Origin of the sequence: Micromonospora sp. CPM1 (assembly GCF_023896895.1) — a bacterium.
GTDB lineage: Bacteria > Actinomycetota > Actinomycetes > Mycobacteriales > Micromonosporaceae > Micromonospora > Micromonospora tulbaghiae.
On record NZ_JAMHIU010000012.1, the window covers coordinates 22,815 to 39,820 of the forward strand.

Below are 17,006 nucleotides of genomic sequence, written 5' to 3' on the forward strand. Positions count from 1 at the left end.
CAAATAGGGTGCCGACCCCCGTCACCGTGCGATACACACGTGCCGTGACTGACGTGCTGGTATCCCGAGCTGAGGACTTCGACGACATCGCGGCGCTGCTGGCGCTGGCCTTCCACGGCGATCTCGACCCCGAGGTGCAGGCGCTGGAACGCCCGATCTTCGAGCCGGACCGGTCGCTGCTGGTCCGCGACGGCGGGACGGCGGTGGCGCACGCCGCCGCGTTCAGCCGCGAGCTCGCGGTGCCGGGCGCGGAGGTGCCCGCCGCGCACGTGACGATGGTCGCTGTCGCGCCGACGCACCGGCGGCGGGGCCTGCTCACCACGCTGATGCGCCGCCAGCTGCGGGACGTCCGCGACGCCGGCCGGGAGCCGATCGCGGTGCTCTGGGCCAGCGAGGGACGCATCTACCCCCGCTTCGGCTACGGGTCGGCGGCCCCGCGCTACGTCCTGTCCGTGGACACCACCGGCCTGCGGCTGCCCGCCCCGGCGCCCGCCGAGGGCAGGCTGCGTCTGGACCGTCCGGACGCGCACCGGGACGAGCTGGCCCGGCTGTACGAGCGGGTCCGCGCCGAGCGTCCCGGCTGGTCCCGCCGCGACGAGCGCTGGTGGTCGTACGTGCTGGCCGACCTCAAGGCGCACCGGGGCGGCGCCACCGAGCGCCGGGTGCTGCTGCACGAGGGCGCCGACGGCCTCGACGGGTACGCGCTCTACCGGACGAAGGACAGCTCGTCGGCCACCGGGCCGCAGGCCGAGGTGCAGGTCGGCGAGGTGGTGGCGGCGACGCCGGAGGCGTACACGGCGCTGTGGCGGTTGCTGCTCTCGGTCGACCTGACCCGCCGGCTGTCGTTCCCGATCGCGGCCCTGGACGAGCCGCTGCTGCGGCTGGTGGACGAGCCCCGCCAGCTCTCCCCGCAGCTCGCCGACGCGCTCTGGGTGCGGGTGGTGGACGTGCCGGCCGCGCTGGCGGCCCGGCGCTACGCCACCGACGTGGACGTGGTGATCGAGGTCACCGACGAGCTGCTGAAGGAGAACACCGGCCGCTGGCGGCTGGTCGGCGGGCGCGACGGGGCGGAGTGCACGCCCACCACGGCCCCGGCCGGGCTGGCGTGTGACGTACGCGCGCTCGGCGAGCTGTACCTCGGCGGCGCGAACCCGTACGCGCTGGCCGCCGCCGGCCACGTCCAGGAGCTGATCCCGCACACGCTGACCGCGCTGACGCCCGCCTTCACCTGGCACCGCGCCCCCTCCCCCATGGAGGTCTTCTGACCGTCCCACCCGCCTTTTCCCCGTCGATCATGAAGTTGGCGGCGTGAACCGTCCGGTTCGTCCCGGCCAACTTCATGATCGCGCGACCCAGGGCGCGGGTGGGTCGGGGGCGGTACGGTCGGGGGATGGGTGAGGCGGAGCGACGGCGACGACGGCTGCGGCATCACGGCGAGGCCGCCCCGCCGACGGAGACCGCCGGAACCGGTGCCGGTGCCGACAGCACCGGTGCCGGCGGGACCACCGCCAGCACCGCACCCGTACACGACGACGTGGCGTCCCGGCCCGCGCGCGGTGGCCGGCCGGGCGAGCCGGAGCCCCGGGGACGCCGCGCCGCCGCGCCCGCCGAGGAGGGCGAGCGCGGGCTGCGCGGGCTGGTCGGCTCCGGCTCGTCGCAGGTGAGCGTGACGGCCGCGCTGCGGGCACGCGACGCGGCCCGCCCCACCGAGGACGACCTCGCCGAGGCCGAACAGCGGGTGGTGCTCATCCGCCGCAACTGGGTGCCGCGCGAGGACCTGCCCCGCAACGGGCGGTGAACCCGGAGGGGTCCGCTCAGGCGGGCAGCTCGGGCAGGCGGCGGCTCTGCTCGTAGGCGGCCACCTGCTCGATGCGCCGGCTGTGCCGGGGGTTGCCGGAGAACGGCGTGGTCAGGAACGCCTCGACGAGCGCGGTGGCCTCGTCCAGCGTGTGCTGCCGGGCGCCGATCGCGACGATGTTGGCGTCGTTGTGCTCACGGGCGAGCTGGGCGGTGTCGACGTTCCAGGCGAGCGCCGCCCGGACGCCCGCGACCTTGTTCGAGGCGATCTGCTCGCCGTTGCCGGAGCCGCCGATCACCACGCCGAGGCTGCCCGGGTCACCGACCACCCGGTCACCGGTGTGCAGGCAGAACGCCGGGTAGTCGTCGTCCGGGTCGAAGACGTGCGGTCCCACGTCGACCACCTCGTAGCCCTGCTTGGCCAGGTGGTTGGCGAGGTGCACCTTCAACTCGAAACCGGCGTGGTCGGATCCCAGGTAGACGCGCATACCGCGCAGTCTGACAGGCCCGCCTCCGGGCCGGCGCGCGGGCGGCGACCCGGAGGCGGATTCGTCACACGGTCAGTGCGGCAGCTCGGCCACGACCAGGCCGGCCCGCGCCTTCGGGGTGAACCAGGTGCTCTTGCGCGGCATCTTCTCCCGGGCCAGGTTCACCGCGACGAAGTCGTCGACAGTCACCGGCGCGACGAGCACCGCCAGCTCGGCCCGGCCGGCGTCGACCTCACCGACGAGCCAGCTCGCCGGGTAGTCGCCGCCCACGTACGTGATCCGCTTGTCGCCCGGGTCGAGGCCCAGCGCGTCGCGCAGCAGCAGGCGCTCGACGAGCGCGTGGTCGAGGTTCTCCAGCCGGCCGGCGCCGACGTGCGGCAGCGTCACCGCGTACCCCCGGCCGCCCAGGTGGAGGTGCACGACGCCGCCGGTGGCCGGGACGTCGACCGGCCCGTCCACCGGGGTGACCTCCGCGCCCGCCGCGCGCAGCCGGTCGAGCAGCTCGTCCGGCGTGGTGGTCAGCTCGCTGACCAGCCGGTTGTAGGGCTGGATGGCGACCGACGCGGGCGTGGTGACCACCGCGAGGAAGCGCGGGAAACCGCCGGTCTGCGCGGCCAGGCTGCGGTGGTTGCCGTCCGCGACCACCAGATCCCCGCCGCCTGCGAGCGCGGTCAGCTCGTCCTGCGCCGGGCCCGGACCGAGCAGCCAGATCGCGTGCGTGCGGCCGGACTGGTCGACGTCCGTCGCGGCGGGCGCGCCGGCCGCGTCGGTCGCCGCCGCGAGCGCGGCGTGCAGCTCGTCGCCCTTGCCGGTCTGGAGCAGGAGTACGGGCGAGAGCAGGTGACCGAGCGCCTCGGCCAGGGCGACGCGCTCGCGCACCTTGGCGATGAACACGTCCTCGTTGCGGATCACCAGGCCCGGCTCGTCGGCGCGGGTGGAGATCTGGTCGGTGTCGACCATGGCCCACAGCCCGTACGCGCTCTCCTCCCCCGGCGCGCTGATCCGGTAGAGCACCACCACCTGCTCGGCCGGCGTGTAGCTGCCGTCCGCCTTCGCCTCGGCCAGGCGCGCCACGGCGTCCGGCAGCGCGTCGAGGAAGGACTTCCCGAGGCTGCCGGGCGCCCGGTGGGGCATCTCGATGCCCAGGGCGCTGTGCGGATTCGCCTCGACGATGGAGGTGATCTCCGCGTCGTCGGCGAACTCGTCGTAGTTCTGCGCGCCGGTGCCGCCAGTGGTGATCCAGGCCCGGGCGATCGGATGCACGACCGTCATGTCCGCTGACGCTACCCGGGCCCCGATCGGCGCCGCCGCCGGACTCACCCGCTTACCACCAGGTGATAGCGACCGGCCCCGGCCGGCTCAGGCGGTGGAGTTGCGGTGCCGGCCCGCGGCGGGGCGGCGCACCGGCGGGGCGGGGCGGGAGCCGGCGTTGAGGCGTACCGTCGTCGCACCGACGGCGGCGCCGGACCGCGACGGCGCGCGGCCGGGCCGGACGGTCTCGCCCGGCGGTGTCATCCGCGAGGTGGCCACCACCCGGGCCACGCCGACCACGATCGGCGGGGCCAGCAGGTCGGCCACCTCGGCCGGGCCGGCCGGCCAGTCGCTCTCGGTCACCGACCAGTACGTCGCACCGGAGTCCTCGGTCGCCTGCTGCGGCGCGTCGTCGGACATGCGGCGGTGCTTGGCCATGGGAACGCCTCCAGGAGCTGCCGTGCTGCGGCCCCCCGCGGGCCGTCGGCTGGGACACCCGGTGAAACGAGCCCCGCACCGGCCCGGTGACGGGCGGTGCGGGGCCCGGGCGCGTCACGTCCCGCGCTCAGTCGAAGATCGGACCCTGCTCCCGGGTGCGCTTCAGCTCGTAGAAGCCGGGGGTGCCGGCGACGAGCAGCACGCCGTCCCAGAGACGGCCGGCCGCCTCGCCCTTCGGCGCCGGGGTGATCACCGGGCCGAAGAAGGCGACCTGACCGCCGTCCGGACCCGGGGCGTGGATCACCGGGGTGCCCACGTCGGTGCCGACCGGCCGCATGCCCGCCTCGTGGCTGGCCCGCAGCGCCTCGTCGTACTGGGTGGACCCGGCCGCGTCGGCGAGCGCCGGGTCCAGGCCCACGTCGGTGAGCGCGCCCACCAGCATGTCCCGGCCCAGGCCCTCCTTACCGAGGTGGATCCGGGTGCCCATCGCGGTGTAGAGCTTCGCCAGCGCCTCGGCGCCGTGCGCCTGCTCGACGGCGATGCACACCCGCACCGGGCCCCAGCCGTCGCGCATCAGATCCCGGTACTCCTCCGGCAGTTCCCGGCCGTCGTTGAGCACGGACAGGCTCATCACGTGGAACCGGATGTCCACGTCCCGGACCTGCTCGACCTCCAGCAGCCAACGGGAGGTGATCCACGCCCACGGGCACAGCGGGTCGAACCACATGTCCGCGGTGACACGTTCGGTCACGGTGTTTTCCCTTCACGACATCGTCGCGCCGGGGACCCGGCGCGGTCACCTCCGATCCTCACCCCGTACCCCGGCGCCCGGTACCGGAATGAGAGCGTGACCTCGACCACCGAGAGCGGTCCGTGCATGGAAGACTCGGTCTTCGACGGGCCGTCACGAGCGGCCGGGGGAGAACCGGCGCCGCGGGGCGCGGCGAGACGAGTGGGATGGAGACGAACAGTGCCGGGAGTGCGCAACCTGACCCAGGTCGAGGCGACCGAGCGGGCCCGCCTGCTCGAGGTGACCGGGTACGACATCAGCCTTGACCTGTCGACCGCGGTGCAGTCCACCGGTCGCACGTTCCGCTCGGTGACCGAGGTCCGGTTCCGCTGCACCGAGCCGGGGGCGACCACATTCATCGAGACAGCCGCCGAATCGGTGCGGTCGGCCACGCTCAACGGCGAGCCGGTGGACCTGTCCGGCTGGTCCGCCGAGAAGGGACTGACGCTCAGCGGCCTGGCCGCCGAGAACGTGCTGGTGGTCGACGCCGACTTCGGCTACTCCAACAGCGGGCAGGGCCTGCACCGCACCGTCGACCCGGTGGACGGCGAGACCTACCTCTACAGCCAGTTCGAGACCGCCGACGCGCAGAAGGTCTACGCCTGCTTCGACCAGCCCGACCTGAAGAGCGTCTACACCTGGCACGCCACCGTCCCGGACCACTGGCGGGTCGTGTCGAACATGCCGGTGCAGCGCGAGGAGGCCGCCGGTGAGGGCCTGAAGACGGTGCACTTCACCGTCTCGGAGCGGATGAGCACCTACATCACCGCGCTGTGCGCCGGCCCGTACCACGAGGTGCGCCGCACCCACGACGGCATCGACATGGGCTACTTCTGCCGGGCCAGCATGGCCCCGCACATGGACGCCGACGACCTGCACCTGATCACCACGCAGGGCTTCGACTTCTTCCAGGAGAAGTTCGGCGTGCGCTACCCGCTGCCCAAGTACGACCAGCTCTGGGTGCCGGACTTCAACGCCGGCGCGATGGAGAACTTCGGCTGCGTCACGCACGCCGAGTCGCACTACATCTTCCGGTCGCAGGTCACCGACTTCGAGTATGAGCAGCGCGCCAACACGATCCTGCACGAGCTGGCGCACATGTGGTTCGGTGACCTGGTCACCATGCGCTGGTGGAACGACCTGTGGCTCAACGAGTCGTTCGCCGAGTGGGCCAGCCACTGGTGCAACACGCACGCCACCCGCTTCACCGACGCCTGGACCACGTTCCTGTCGATCCGCAAGAACTGGGGCTACCGGCAGGACCAGCTCTCCTCCACCCACCCGGTCTACTGCGAGATGCCGGACCTGGAGGCCGTCGAGGTCAACTTCGACGGCATCACGTACGCCAAGGGCGCGAGCGTGCTCAAGCAACTCGTCGCGTACGTGGGCGAGGAGCCGTTCCTGGCCGGCCTGCGCGCCTACTTCGGCAAGTACGCCTGGGGCAACGCCACCTTCGACGACCTGCTGTCCGAGCTGGAGTCGGCCTCCGGCCGGGAGCTGCGCAAGTTCGCCGCCCAGTGGCTGGAGACCGCGCAGGTCAACACGCTGCGCCCGGAGGTGACCATCGGCACCGACGGCACGTACGAGCGGGTGGTGGTCCGGCAGGAGGCGCCGGCCGCCTACCCGACGCTGCGTACCCACCGCATCGGCGTCGGCCTGTACGACCTGACCGACGGCCGGCTGGTGCGCCGCGAGCTGATCGAGACGGACGTGACCGGCGAGCTGACCGAGCTGTCCGAGCTGCACGGCAAGCCGGCCGCCGACGTGCTGCTGCTCAACGACGAGGACCTCACCTACGCCAAGCTGCGGCTGGACGAGCGGTCGATGGCCACTGTGGTGCAGCACATCGCCGGCTTCGACTCGTCGCTGGCCCGGGCGCTGTGCTGGACCGCCGCGTGGGACATGACCCGGGACGCCGAGCTGTCGGCCCGCGACTACGTGGCGCTGGTGCTGGCCGGGCTGACCGCCGAGACCGACATCAACCTGGTCACGGCCACGCTGCGGCAGGCGACCACGGCGCTCACCTTCTACGCCGACCCGGAGTGGGCGCCGACCGGCTGGGCCGACCTGTCCCGTACCGCCCGGACCGCGCTCGCGGCGGCCGAGCCGGGCAGCGGCTTCCAGCTCGCCTGGGCCCGCGCGTACGCCTCGTCGGCCCGCTCCGGCGAGGACCTGGCCACGCTGCGCGGCTGGCTGGACGGCAACGGGGTGCCGGAGGGGCTGACCGTCGACACGGAGCTGCGCTGGACGGTGCTCCAGTCGCTCGTCGCCAACGGCGCGGCCGGTGCCGCCGACGTGGACGCGGAACTGGCCGCCGACCGTACCGCCAGCGGCGAACGGGAGGCCGCGTACGCGCACGCGCTGGTGCCGACCGTCGAGAACAAGGCCGCGGTGTGGGCGCTGCTCACCGGCCCGGACGCGCTGCCCAACTGGCGTAACCGGGCGCTGTTGCAGGGCTTCACCCACCCGGCGCAGGTCGAGCTGACCGCGCCCTACCGGGAGCGGTACTTCGCCACGGTGGACCAGGTGTGGGCGCAGCGCGACAGCGAGCCGGCGCAGGAGTTCGTGCAGCTCGCCTACCCGGCGTACCTGGTCGAGGAGGACACCGTCGCGGCCACCGACGCCTGGCTGGCCCAGGACGGCCGGCCGGCGTCGCTGCGGCGGCTGGTGGCCGAGGGCCGCGACGGCGTGGTCCGCGCGCTGAAGGCCCGGGAGCGGGACGCGCGCAGCGCCTGAGTGAGGCATGCCGGCCCCGGCCGCTGTCGTGGGCCCTGCGCCGCCGGCGAACGAGAAAGCCCGGCCCGCGTGTGCGCGGGCCGGGCTTCGTCGTGTGTGCGGGCGGATCAGCCCTTGCCGGCGTGGCTGGCGAGCTGGTCGAGGCCCTGGATGATGCCGCCGGCCAGGTCGCCGCCGCCGAAGGAGGCCACCATGGAGAGCGCGGCCAGCTTGGCGTACGTGTCCGGGATGCGCTTGCGCGCGTACTTGCCGGTGACGATCTCCAGCTGCCGCTGGTTGGGCGACACCGCGATCAGCACCGAGCGGTCCGGGTCGGCGAGCTGGCGGTGCAGCCGCTCGGCGTGCTCCCGGATCGGCTCGTCGAGGCCGCCGACGTAGACCGAGAAGACCAGGCCGGTGCCCTGGTCGGCGAGGCGCAGCGCCTCGTCGATGCGGAGCAGCTGACGGGTCGAGAACGGTCCGTCCAGCACGTCGGGCGGGGTGCCCGTCCCCGTCGTGGGCCGCGCTTCACCAACGGTCACTTGCGCCTCCGGTTCCACCGGCCGGCGCCTCCCGGCCGGCCTGCTCCTGCTTGCGGCTGGTCAACGCCGGCGCCTGCGCCCCGGCGGCCAGCGCCGTGCCGGCCGAGTCGGCCAGCTGCTCCGGACGGCCCAGGAACCAGACCGGAGTGAAGTCGAAGGGCCGGCCCGGCCGGTAGCGCTTGGCGCCGCCACCGTTGCCGCGGCTGCCGACGGCCGCCAGGGCGGCGATCAGCAGCACCGCGGCGGCCGGGATGCCGACGAAGACCACCAACGTCTCGGTAACAGACAATCCCAACGCCCCCAGGCGGAAAGAGAGACCAGGAATGGTGCGGGTCGGCCGGTCAGGACCGGTCGCGCCCCACGTCACTTGTGATGTTCACGTTAGCGGAGTCGGCGGCCCGCCAGATTGCGGGGTGCTGATCCCATCCGTCACTCCGGTGCTCCAGTTGCGCGGCAGTGGCGAGCAACGTCGCGTCGTCGCCGTACCGGCCGGTGAGCAGCACCCCGACCGGTAGCCCGCCAGCGGTCCGTCCGACCGGCAGCGAAACGGACGGATCACCCGTCACGTTGAAGACCGCGCAGTACGGCGAGAAGCGCCGCTGCCGGTCGAAGTCCTCGGCCGGTTCGAGGGCGGCGAACGCGCCCACCGGCGCCTGCGGGGTCGCGAGCGTCGGGCAGAGCAGCAGGTCACAACCGGCGGTACGGCGTACGCCACGGCGTACCTGCGCCTGGAGTTCGCCGAGCGCGGCCATCAGCCGGGCCGCGCCGAGCGCCTCGCCGCGCTCGCGCAGGAACCGGGTCAGCGGCAGCAGGTCGCCCTCGCGCCCGGCCGGGACCGGGGTGACCGCCAGCGCGTACCAGACGGTCTCAAACAGCGGCCACGCCTCGGGGCCGAGCGGCGCGGGGACGTCGACCACCTCGTGGCCGGCGTCGGTGAGCAGCGCGGCGGCCCGGTCGACGGCGGCGACGCAGTCCGGGTGGACCGGTTCGTCGGCGAGCATCGGCGTGGTGAAGCGGCCGACGCGCAGCCGGCCGGGGCCGGTGGCGTGGGCGGCGCGGGTGACGCCGAGGTACCCGCCGGCGGGCGACGCCGGCGGCAGGTACGGCTCGCCGGGCACCGGGCGCGCGAGCACGTCGAGCAGCGCGGCCACGTCGCCGACGGTACGGCCGATCGGCCCGTTCACCGGCAGCCCGAAGCCGCCGAAGCCGAGCGGCCCGCCGGAGACCATGCCCCGGCTGGGCTTGTAGCCGACCAGGCCGCAGAGCGCGGCCGGGATGCGCAGCGAGCCGCCGCCGTCGGAGCCCTGCGCCACCGGCACGAGCCCGGCGGCGACCGCCGCTGCCGCTCCGCCGCTGGACCCGCCCGCGGTGTACGCGAGGTCCCACGGGTTTCGGGCCGGCGGCGCCGCCAGCCCCTCGGAGTAGAGCGAGCAGCCGAGTTCGGAGGTGGTGGTCTTGCCGAGGCTGACCAGGCCGGCGTCGGCCAGGAGGCGGACCACGTCGGCGTCGACCGGCGGGACGAAGTCGGCGAAGGCGGCCGAGCCGAAGGTGGTGCGTACCCCGGCGGTGAGCGTGAGGTCCTTGATCGCGGTCGGCACCCCGTGCAGCGGGCCGCGTTCCTCCGCCGCGAGCGCGTCGGCGGCACGGGCGGCGGCAAGGGCCCGGTCGGCGGTGACGGTGACGAACGCGCCGACGGTGTCGCCGAGCGCCTCGACCCGGCGCAGGTGGTGCTCGACCAGTTCCAGGCTGGACAGCTCGCCCCGGCGGATCGCGGCGGCCTGTTCCAGCGCGGTCAGGTCGTGCGGCTCGGCCATGCCGTCCATCCTGCCGGTCCGGCGGCCGGGAGGCCCGGCGACACGTCCGGCGGGCGGCCGCCGTCAGCGGCCGAGGAACCGCAGCGCGTTGCCGCCGAGCAGCGCGTCCCGCTGCGCGTCGGTGAGGAAGTCCGCCCGGTGCACCACGTCGCCGACCGGCCGCTCCCCCAGCGGGTACGGGTAGTCGCTGCCGAGCAGCACCCGCTCGGCGCCCATGGTGTCCACCAGCAACCGCAGCGCGGCCGGTTCGAAGACCACCGAGTCGACGTGGAACCGGTCGACGTAGGAGCTGGGCGGTGCGCTGGACGCGCCGCGTACCAGGTCGCCGCGACGGTGCCAGGCGTTGTCGGCGCGGCCCAGCCAGAACGGGAAGCTGCCGCCACCGTGCGCGAAGCAGATCCGCAGCGTGTCCGGCACCCGGTCGAACACGCCGCCGAGGATCAGCGAGAGCACCGACAGGTGCGTCTCGGCCGGCATCCCGGTCAGCCAACGCGCCATCCACCGGTCCAGCCGGGGCCCGCCGGGCATGTCCCACGGGTGTACGAACACCGGCGCGCCGACCTCGGCGCAGTGGGCGAGGAACTGCACGATGCCCTCGTCGTCCAGATCCCGGTCACCGACGTGGTTACCGATCTCCACGCCGGCGTGCCCCGCCGACAGGCAGCGGTCCAGCTCGGCGCAGGCCGCGTCCGGGTCCTGCAACGGCACCTGGCAGAACGGCACCAGCCGGCCGCCGCCCGCGGCGGTGACCTCCAGCGTGAGGTCGTTGAAGATCCGGGCCACCTTGACCGCCTGGTCGGCCGGGCGGTCGTAGCTGAAGAACACCGGAGTGGGCGAGACGACCTGCACGTCCACGCCGTCGGCGTCCATGTCGGCCAGCCGGGTCGGCGCGTCCCAGCACTGCGCGCCGATCGGGCGGAACTCCGTCTCCCCCACCATGATCATGGCGGCGCGCTCGGAGTCCACCCGCAGCCAGGGCCAGCCGGACCCGCCGCACGCCGCGGCGAGGTCCGGCCACCCCTTCGGTACGACGTGCGTGTGCACGTCCACGACCGGCACGCGTCAGCCCTTGCCCGGGTGCAGCGCGCCGCAGTTGTCGCACGTGCGGGCCTTCTCGTCGGCGTAGAACGCGGCGAACACAGGGGGCAGGTCGGCGGCGATGTCGCGGACCTGCAACTCCACCTCGTGCACCTTGTGGTGGCACTCGCCGCAGTACCACTGGAACTTCTCCAGCGTGCCCTCCTCGCGGACCCGCTCGATCACCATGCCGATCGAGCCGGCCTCGGGGCGCTGCGGCGAGTGCGGGGTGTTGCGCGGCAGCATCCACATCTGACCCTCGCGCACGTGCACCGTACGCGGGCCCTCGGGCAGCATCAGGTTGATGTGCATGTTGCCCTTGACCTGGTAGAAGAACTCCTCGTACGGGTCGACGTGGAAGTCCGTGCGCTGGTTCGGGCCGCCCACCACCATGACGATGAAGTCGTCGCTGCCGGGCAGCATCTCCTTGTTGCCCACCGGCGGCTTGAGCAGGTGCTGGTTGTCGCCGATCCAGCCGGAGAAGCTGAACGGCTCGGCGATCTCACTCATGGGAACCTCCCGACGGAAGTAGGGCGACGGCCTGCATCTCGATCAGTAGATGCGGGTGCGGAAGCTGGTGTACGGCCACCGTGGTCCGGGTCGGCCCGGTGGCGTCGAAGAACTCCGCCCACACCTCGTTGTAGCCACCGAAGTCGTTCATGTTGACCAGGTAGCTGGTGACCTGCACCAGGTCGGTCAGGTCGGCGCCGACCGTGCGCAGCAGGTCCCGGATGTTCTCGATCACGGCCCGGGTCTGCTCCCGGATGTCCAGGTCGGTGGTGCCGAACTCGTCCACCGCGACGCCGGCGAACGTGTTGTCCGGCCGGCGCGACGACGTGCCGGACACGTAGACGAACCCGCCGGCCACCTTGATGTGCGGGAACGCGCCCCGCGGCACGGCCTTCCCGGCCACCACGCGGGCCGTCACGCGGGCCGTCATGGCAGGGCCTTCAGGGTGGCGGAGCCGAGCTTCTCCACAGTGGCGCGCACGTGCGCACCGGGGCGCAGCGGCACCGCGGCGGTGGCCGCGCCGGCCAGGAACACCCAGCCCTTGCGCAGCCGGACGCCGTGCCGGCCGGCCAGCCGCAGCCCCTCGTCCAGCGCGCGGCGCGGGTCGCCGAGGATGGCGGCGGTCGAGCCGACCTGCGCCACCCGCCCGTCGATCTCCAGCAGCACGCCGAGGTTGTCCAGCCCGTCCGGCACCGGCGACCACGGCCCGACCACGAACGCGGCGGCCGAGGTGTTGTCGGCGATCACGTCCGGCAGCGAGAAGGTGAAGTTCGCGTACCGGGAGTCGATCAGCTCGATCGCCGGTGCGACCGCGCGCACGGCACGGGTGAACGAGCCGACCGGTTCGCCCGGGTCGGGCAGCCGGTCCAGCAGGAACGCCACCTCCGGCTCGACCCGGGGGTGGATGAAGTCGCCGACGTCGACACCGCCGCCGTCGGGCACCCGCATCACGTCGGTCAGCCGGCCCCAGATCACCTCGTCCACGCCGACCTGCGCCATCTTGGCCTTGCTGGTCAGCCCCATCTTGAGGCCGACCAGCCGCTCACCCCGGTCGAGGCGGCGCTGCACCAGCGCGGTCTGCACCGCGTACGCGGCGTCGACGTCGAGGCCGGTCTCGGCGGCGAGCTGCGGGATCGCGGTGGCGTCGTCGGCCGCCGCACCCAGCTTCTCCGCGATGCCGGCGATGTCCGGCCCGATCATGAGTTGTTCTCCTTAGCCGCCAGGTCGAGTGCCACGTCCACGATCATGTCCTCCTGGCCGCCGACCATCCGGCGGCGGCCCAGCTCGACCAGGATCGAGCGGACGTCCACGCCGTACTTGGCCGAGGCCCGCTCGGCGTGCCGCAGGAAGCTGGAGTAGACGCCCGCGTACCCCAGGGAGAGCGTCTCCCGGTCGACCTGGACCGGCCGGTCCTGCAACGGGCGGACCAGGTCGTCGGCGGCGTCCATCAGCGCGAACACGTCGCAGCCGTGCTTCCAGCCGTGCAGCTCGGCGACCGCGACGAAGACCTCCAGCGGCGCGTTGCCCGCACCGGCGCCCATGCCGGCGAGCGACGCGTCCACCCGGACGGTCCGCCCGGACGGCGAACCGAGTGGGCCGTCGCCGAGGATCCGGCCGTGCTCGACCGCCAGCACGCTGTTCGCCACGCCCAGGGACAGGTTGTGGTGCGCGTGGATGCCGATCTGCGTCTCGGGTTCCAGCACCTGACGGTACGCGTCGACGCGCTGCGCCACGTCCGACATCAGCAGCCGCCCGCCGGAGTCGGTGACGTAGACGCAGTGCGCGCCGTACGACTCCAGAAGCTTGGCCTGCGCGGCCAGCCCGGCCGGGTCGTTGAGGTGCGACATCATCAGGAACCCGGAGACGTCCATGTCGTTCTCCCGGGCCCACGCGATGTGCTGGGCGGAGATGTCCGCCTCGGTGCAGTGCGTGGCGATCCGGACGCTGGTCACGCCGAGCGCCTTCGCCGCCTTCAGGTCGGCGATGGTGCCGATGCCCGGCAGCAGCAGCGTGGTCAGCCGCGCGGTGGTCAGCACCTCGGCGGCGGCGGCGATCCAGTCCGCGTCGGCGGCGGCGCCGTGCCCGTAGTTGACGCTGGAACCGGCCAGGCCGTCGCCGTGCGCCACCTCGACCGCCGCCACACCGGCCGCGTCGAGCGCGGCGGCGATGGTACGCACCTGGTCGACCGTGTACCGGTGGGCGATGGCGTGCATGCCGTCGCGCAGCGTCACGTCCTGGATGTAGAGGTCGGTCATCGCGCACTCACCTCCCGCAGCGCCACCAGCCGCTCGGCGGTACGCAGCGCGGCCGACGTCATGATGTCGAGGTTCCCGGCGTACGCGGGCAGGTAGTGCCCGGCGCCGGAGACCTCCAGGAACACCGACACCTGCAGGCCGGTGAAGTGCCGGCCGAGCACCGGCGCGTACGTGTCCACGGCGTCGAACTGCACGTCCTGCTTGAGCCGGTAGCCGGGCACGTACTCCTGCACCGTCTTCACCATGTCGGCCACCGAGGCGGCGATCGCGCCCCGGTCGGCGTCGGCGTCCGGGCACAGGCAGTAGACCGTGTCGCGCATCAGCAGCGGCGGGTCGGCCGGGTTCAGCACGATGATGGCCTTGCCGCGCTCGGCGCCGCCGACCACCTCGATGGCGCGGGCGGTCGTCTCGGTGAACTCGTCGATGTTGGCCCGGGTGCCCGGACCGGCGGACTTCGACGCGATCGAGGCGACGATCTCGCCGTACGCGACGGGGGTGACCCGGCCGACCGCGTGCACGATCGGCACCGTCGCCTGCCCGCCGCAGGTCACCATGTTGACGTTCGGTTCGCCCAGGTGCTCGTCGAGGTTCACCGGCGGCACCACGTACGGGCCGATCGCGGCGGGCGTCAGGTCGACGACGGTGCGGCCGTGTGCCCGCAGCACCTCGTCGTGCCGCTTGTGCGCGCCGGCCGAGGTGGCGTCGAAGACGAGCTGGACATCGGCGAACTCGGGCAGCGCGACCAGGCCGTCGACGCCCTCGGCGGTGGTGGTCACGCCGAGCCGGCGGGCCCGGGCCAGACCGTCCGAGGCCGGGTCGATGCCGGCCATCGCCACCATGCGCAGGCTCTCACTGAGCCGCAACACCTTGATCATCAGGTCGGTGCCGATGTTGCCCGACCCGAGCACCGCCACTCCGACGCTCATGCTGTGCCGCCTTTCGTTCGCGACTGCGGGGCTCGCAAAACCGGCTCACTCCTCGCGCTCACGGGTCTCCTCCGAGGAGAAGCAGGTACGCACCGAGCCGAGGCCGGAGATGCGCGCCTCGTACGCGGCGCCGGGCGTGACCGGCACCATCGGGCCGAGCGCGCCGGAGAGCACCACGTCACCGGCCCGCAGCGGGTCACCGGCGCGGGCCATCGTGCCGGCCAGCCACTGCAACGCGTGCAGCGGATTGCCGAGGCAGGCCGCGCCCGCGCCGACCGAGACCGGCTCACCGGCGTGCTCCAGCACCATGCCGCACAGCCGCAGGTCCACGTCGGCGAGCCGCCGGGGCGCGGTGCCGAGCACGAACAGGCCGCTGGAGGCGTTGTCCGCCACCGTGTCCACGATGGAGATGTCCCAGTCCGCGATCCGCGAGTCGACGATCTCGATGGCCGGCAGCACGTGGTCCACCGCCCGGATCAGGTCGACGGTGGTGACCCGCTCGTCCGGCAGGTCCGCGCCGAGCACGAAGGCGATCTCCGCCTCCACCCGCGGCTGGAGCAGCCGGTCGATCGGCACCTCGACACCGTCGCCGACGGCCATGTCGTCGAAGAGCACCCCGAAGTCGGGCTGGAAGACGCCGAAGCTCTCCTGCACGGTCCGCGACGTCAGGCCGATCTTCGCGCCGACGCGGCGGTGCCCCTTGCCCAGCCGTTGCCGGGTGTAGACCTGCTGCACCTGGTACGCGGCCTCGATGTCGCCCTCGGGCAGCAGCCGGCCGCGCAGCGGCGGGCAGGGCTTCCCGTCCTGCCGGGCCACTGCCAGTTCCCGGTTGGCGGCCTCGATGTCCACGGTCATGGCGGCTCCTCGCTTACGTCGCTGGGGATTCCGGCCATTCTGCCCACCACGCGCACTCATGTGAGGTCCACGCAGACGTTGGTCAGCTCGGAGTAGAAGTCGAGCGAGTGCACGCCGCCCTCACGGCCCACTCCCGACGCCTTCACCCCGCCGAACGGGGTGCGCAGGTCGCGCAGGAACCAGGTGTTCACCCAGACGATGCCGGCGTCGAGCCGGGCGCCGGCCCGGTGCGCCCGGCCCACGTCCCGCGTCCACACCGTCGCCGCCAGGCCGTAGGCGGTGCCGTTGGCCAGCGCGTACGCCTCGTCCTCGTCGTCGAACGGCGCGACGTGCACCACCGGTCCGAAGATCTCCTCCTGGTTGGTGCGGGCGTCCGCCCCCAGGCCGGTGAGCACAGTCGGCTGCACGTACGCCCCGCCGTCACGGCCGTCGCCGAAGCGCGGCGTGCCGCCTCCGGCGCGGACCTCGGCGCCCTCGGTGCGGGCCAGCGCGTAGTGGCCGAGCACCTTGTCCCGGTGCCCGTGCGAGATGAGCGGCATGTTCGCCGTCGCCTCGTCGTCCGGCCAGCCGTACGCCAGCTCGCCGGCGCGCGCGGCCAGCCGCGCGGTGAACTCCTCGAACACCGGCCGCTGCACGTAGATCCGCTCGGTGCAGAGACAGACCTGGCCGCCGTTGGTGAAGCTGGACCGCACCGAACCGGCGACCGCCGCGTCCAGGTCGGCGTCGGCGAACACCAGGCCGGCGTTCTTGCCGCCCAGCTCGAAGCTGACCGCCTTCACCCCGTCGGCGGCGGCGCGCATGATCGCGCTGCCGGTCGCCGACTCGCCGGTGAACGTGATCGCGTCCACCCCCGGGTGGCGGGTCAGGTGCTCACCGGCCGAGCCGGGGCCGAAGCCGTGCACCAGGTTGAACACGCCGTCGGGCACGCCCGCCGCGGCCATCACCTCGGCCAGCAGCGTGGCCGACGCGGGGGTCTCCTCGCTGGGCTTGACCACCACGGCGTTGCCGCAGGCCAGGGCCGGGGCGACCTTCCAGGTGAGCAGCAGCAGCGGCAGGTTCCACGGCACGATGACGGCGACCACGCCGACCGGCTTGCGGACCGCGTAGTTCAGCGCCCGGCCCCCGGCCGGGGTGACTGTGGTGAACGACTCGGTGGGCGCGGTGGCCACGATCTCGGCGAACGCCCGGAAGTTGGCTGCGCCGCGCGGGATGTCGAGCGTCCGGGCCTGCGAGATGGCCTTGCCGGTGTCCGCGACCTCGGCGGCGACCAGGTCGTCGAAGCGCCGTTCCAGCTCGTCGGCGACCCGGCGCAGCACCTCGGCGCGTTCCCGCTCCCCCATCCGGCCCCACGGGCCGCGCAGCGCCGCCCGGGCCGCCGCGACCGCGTCGTCCACAGTCGACTGCGACGCCTCGACCACCTCGAACACCGGCTCGCCGGTGACCGGGCTGCGCTTGGTGAACCGGGAACCGGCGTCGACGAACTCGCCGCCGACGAAGTTACGGAGCAGGCCGGGGCCGTCCGGCGCGTGCCCGGTCATCAGCCGGGGA

Annotated in this window: 18 protein-coding genes; 3 read left to right on the forward strand and 15 right to left on the reverse strand. The window is 73.4% G+C overall.

Annotated features, from left to right (window positions below):
- Nucleotides 1-44: 44 nt before the first annotated feature.
- Both M8C11_RS16335 and M8C11_RS16340 read left to right on the forward strand, forming a co-directional pair.
- Entirely contained in the window at nt 45-1,265 is a 1,221-nt protein-coding gene (locus M8C11_RS16335; protein ID WP_252450181.1) for a GNAT family N-acetyltransferase, read from the forward strand.
- Nucleotides 1,266-1,390: 125 nt separating this feature from the next.
- Nucleotides 1,391-1,798 carry a hypothetical protein gene (locus M8C11_RS16340; protein WP_252450182.1) on the forward strand — a complete coding sequence of 136 codons (408 nt, stop codon included), beginning with the start codon at nt 1,391-1,393 and terminating at the stop codon, nt 1,796-1,798.
- A gap of 16 nt (nt 1,799-1,814) precedes the next feature.
- On the opposite strand, the gene M8C11_RS16345 is transcribed toward M8C11_RS16340, so the two are convergent.
- From M8C11_RS16345 to M8C11_RS16360, 4 genes are all read right to left on the reverse strand, one after another.
- Entirely contained in the window at nt 1,815-2,285 is a 471-nt protein-coding gene (locus tag M8C11_RS16345) for a ribose-5-phosphate isomerase (protein ID WP_120573590.1), read from the reverse strand.
- A gap of 72 nt (nt 2,286-2,357) precedes the next feature.
- Nucleotides 2,358-3,557, reverse strand: coding sequence for a DUF1015 family protein (locus M8C11_RS16350; protein WP_252450183.1), 1,200 nt, complete (start codon nt 3,555-3,557; stop codon nt 2,358-2,360).
- An 87-nt stretch (nt 3,558-3,644) separates the two neighbouring features.
- Nucleotides 3,645-3,974: a hypothetical protein gene (locus M8C11_RS16355; protein ID WP_252450184.1), complete on the reverse strand. Its 330-nt coding sequence runs from the start codon at nt 3,972-3,974 to the stop codon at nt 3,645-3,647.
- A gap of 127 nt (nt 3,975-4,101) precedes the next feature.
- Complete coding sequence (locus M8C11_RS16360; protein WP_252450185.1) at nt 4,102-4,725, reverse strand: disulfide bond formation protein DsbA; 624 nt, start codon at nt 4,723-4,725, stop codon at nt 4,102-4,104.
- 228 nt (nt 4,726-4,953) lie between these two features.
- Here M8C11_RS16360 and pepN point away from each other — a divergent pair, with 228 nt between their 5' ends.
- Nucleotides 4,954-7,500, forward strand: coding sequence for an aminopeptidase N (gene pepN / locus M8C11_RS16365; protein ID WP_252450186.1), 2,547 nt, complete (start codon nt 4,954-4,956; stop codon nt 7,498-7,500).
- A 107-nt stretch (nt 7,501-7,607) separates the two neighbouring features.
- On the opposite strand, the gene M8C11_RS16370 is transcribed toward pepN, so the two are convergent.
- From M8C11_RS16370 to M8C11_RS16420, 11 genes are all read right to left on the reverse strand, one after another.
- A complete protein-coding gene (locus M8C11_RS16370) occupies nt 7,608-8,021 on the reverse strand; it encodes a DUF5130 family protein (protein WP_091423148.1) in 414 nt (137 codons plus the stop codon).
- Nucleotides 8,008-8,292 (reverse strand): hypothetical protein, encoded by a 285-nt coding sequence (locus tag M8C11_RS16375; protein ID WP_026268244.1) that lies wholly within the window; start codon nt 8,290-8,292, stop codon nt 8,008-8,010. The genes M8C11_RS16370 and M8C11_RS16375 overlap by 14 nt, the downstream gene beginning before the upstream one ends.
- A gap of 70 nt (nt 8,293-8,362) precedes the next feature.
- Nucleotides 8,363-9,835 (reverse strand): amidase, encoded by a 1,473-nt coding sequence (locus tag M8C11_RS16380; RefSeq protein ID WP_252450187.1) that lies wholly within the window; start codon nt 9,833-9,835, stop codon nt 8,363-8,365.
- A 63-nt stretch (nt 9,836-9,898) separates the two neighbouring features.
- On the reverse strand, nt 9,899-10,894 hold the full coding sequence (locus M8C11_RS16385; protein WP_252450188.1) for an amidohydrolase family protein: 996 nt from the start codon (nt 10,892-10,894) through the stop codon (nt 9,899-9,901).
- A 3-nt stretch (nt 10,895-10,897) separates the two neighbouring features.
- Nucleotides 10,898-11,422 carry a 3-hydroxyanthranilate 3,4-dioxygenase gene (locus M8C11_RS16390; protein ID WP_121683149.1) on the reverse strand — a complete coding sequence of 175 codons (525 nt, stop codon included), beginning with the start codon at nt 11,420-11,422 and terminating at the stop codon, nt 10,898-10,900.
- On the reverse strand, nt 11,415-11,852 hold the full coding sequence (locus M8C11_RS16395) for a RidA family protein (protein WP_252450189.1): 438 nt from the start codon (nt 11,850-11,852) through the stop codon (nt 11,415-11,417). Before M8C11_RS16395 ends, M8C11_RS16390 begins: the two co-directional genes overlap by 8 nt.
- A complete protein-coding gene (locus tag M8C11_RS16400; protein ID WP_120573583.1) occupies nt 11,849-12,622 on the reverse strand; it encodes a 2-keto-4-pentenoate hydratase in 774 nt (257 codons plus the stop codon). The genes M8C11_RS16395 and M8C11_RS16400 overlap by 4 nt, the downstream gene beginning before the upstream one ends.
- Nucleotides 12,619-13,677, reverse strand: a complete 1,059-nt coding sequence (dmpG, locus tag M8C11_RS16405) for a 4-hydroxy-2-oxovalerate aldolase (protein WP_252450190.1) — start codon at nt 13,675-13,677, stop codon at nt 12,619-12,621. Before dmpG ends, M8C11_RS16400 begins: the two co-directional genes overlap by 4 nt.
- Complete coding sequence (locus M8C11_RS16410) at nt 13,674-14,603, reverse strand: acetaldehyde dehydrogenase (acetylating) (protein ID WP_252450191.1); 930 nt, start codon at nt 14,601-14,603, stop codon at nt 13,674-13,676. The genes dmpG and M8C11_RS16410 overlap by 4 nt, the downstream gene beginning before the upstream one ends.
- 45 nt (nt 14,604-14,648) lie before the next feature.
- Nucleotides 14,649-15,458 (reverse strand): 2-keto-4-pentenoate hydratase, encoded by an 810-nt coding sequence (locus M8C11_RS16415; RefSeq protein WP_121683144.1) that lies wholly within the window; start codon nt 15,456-15,458, stop codon nt 14,649-14,651.
- A 56-nt stretch (nt 15,459-15,514) separates the two neighbouring features.
- The gene (locus tag M8C11_RS16420; RefSeq protein ID WP_252450557.1) at nt 15,515-16,996 is read right to left on the reverse strand and encodes a 2-hydroxymuconic semialdehyde dehydrogenase; all 1,482 of its coding nucleotides are present in this window, start codon (nt 16,994-16,996) and stop codon (nt 15,515-15,517) included.
- Between the last annotated feature and the right edge of the window lie 10 nt (nt 16,997-17,006).

Coding starts and splice junctions, on each gene's coding strand:
- M8C11_RS16340 (WP_252450182.1), top strand. CDS start 1,391: ATGGGTGAGGCGGAGCGACGGCGACGACGGCTGCGGCATCACGGCGAG.
- M8C11_RS16345 (WP_120573590.1), bottom strand. CDS start 2,285: ATGCGCGTCTACCTGGGATCCGACCACGCCGGTTTCGAGTTGAAGGTG.
- M8C11_RS16350 (WP_252450183.1), bottom strand. CDS start 3,557: ATGACGGTCGTGCATCCGATCGCCCGGGCCTGGATCACCACTGGCGGC.
- M8C11_RS16355 (WP_252450184.1), bottom strand. CDS start 3,974: ATGGCCAAGCACCGCCGCATGTCCGACGACGCGCCGCAGCAGGCGACC.
- M8C11_RS16380 (WP_252450187.1), bottom strand. CDS start 9,835: ATGGCCGAGCCGCACGACCTGACCGCGCTGGAACAGGCCGCCGCGATC.
- M8C11_RS16390 (WP_121683149.1), bottom strand. CDS start 11,422: ATGAGTGAGATCGCCGAGCCGTTCAGCTTCTCCGGCTGGATCGGCGAC.
- M8C11_RS16395 (WP_252450189.1), bottom strand. CDS start 11,852: ATGACGGCCCGCGTGACGGCCCGCGTGGTGGCCGGGAAGGCCGTGCCG.
- M8C11_RS16400 (WP_120573583.1), bottom strand. CDS start 12,622: ATGATCGGGCCGGACATCGCCGGCATCGCGGAGAAGCTGGGTGCGGCG.
- dmpG (WP_252450190.1), bottom strand. CDS start 13,677: ATGACCGACCTCTACATCCAGGACGTGACGCTGCGCGACGGCATGCAC.
- M8C11_RS16410 (WP_252450191.1), bottom strand. CDS start 14,603: ATGAGCGTCGGAGTGGCGGTGCTCGGGTCGGGCAACATCGGCACCGAC.
- M8C11_RS16415 (WP_121683144.1), bottom strand. CDS start 15,458: ATGACCGTGGACATCGAGGCCGCCAACCGGGAACTGGCAGTGGCCCGG.
- M8C11_RS16420 (WP_252450557.1), bottom strand. CDS start 16,996: ATGACCGGGCACGCGCCGGACGGCCCCGGCCTGCTCCGTAACTTCGTC.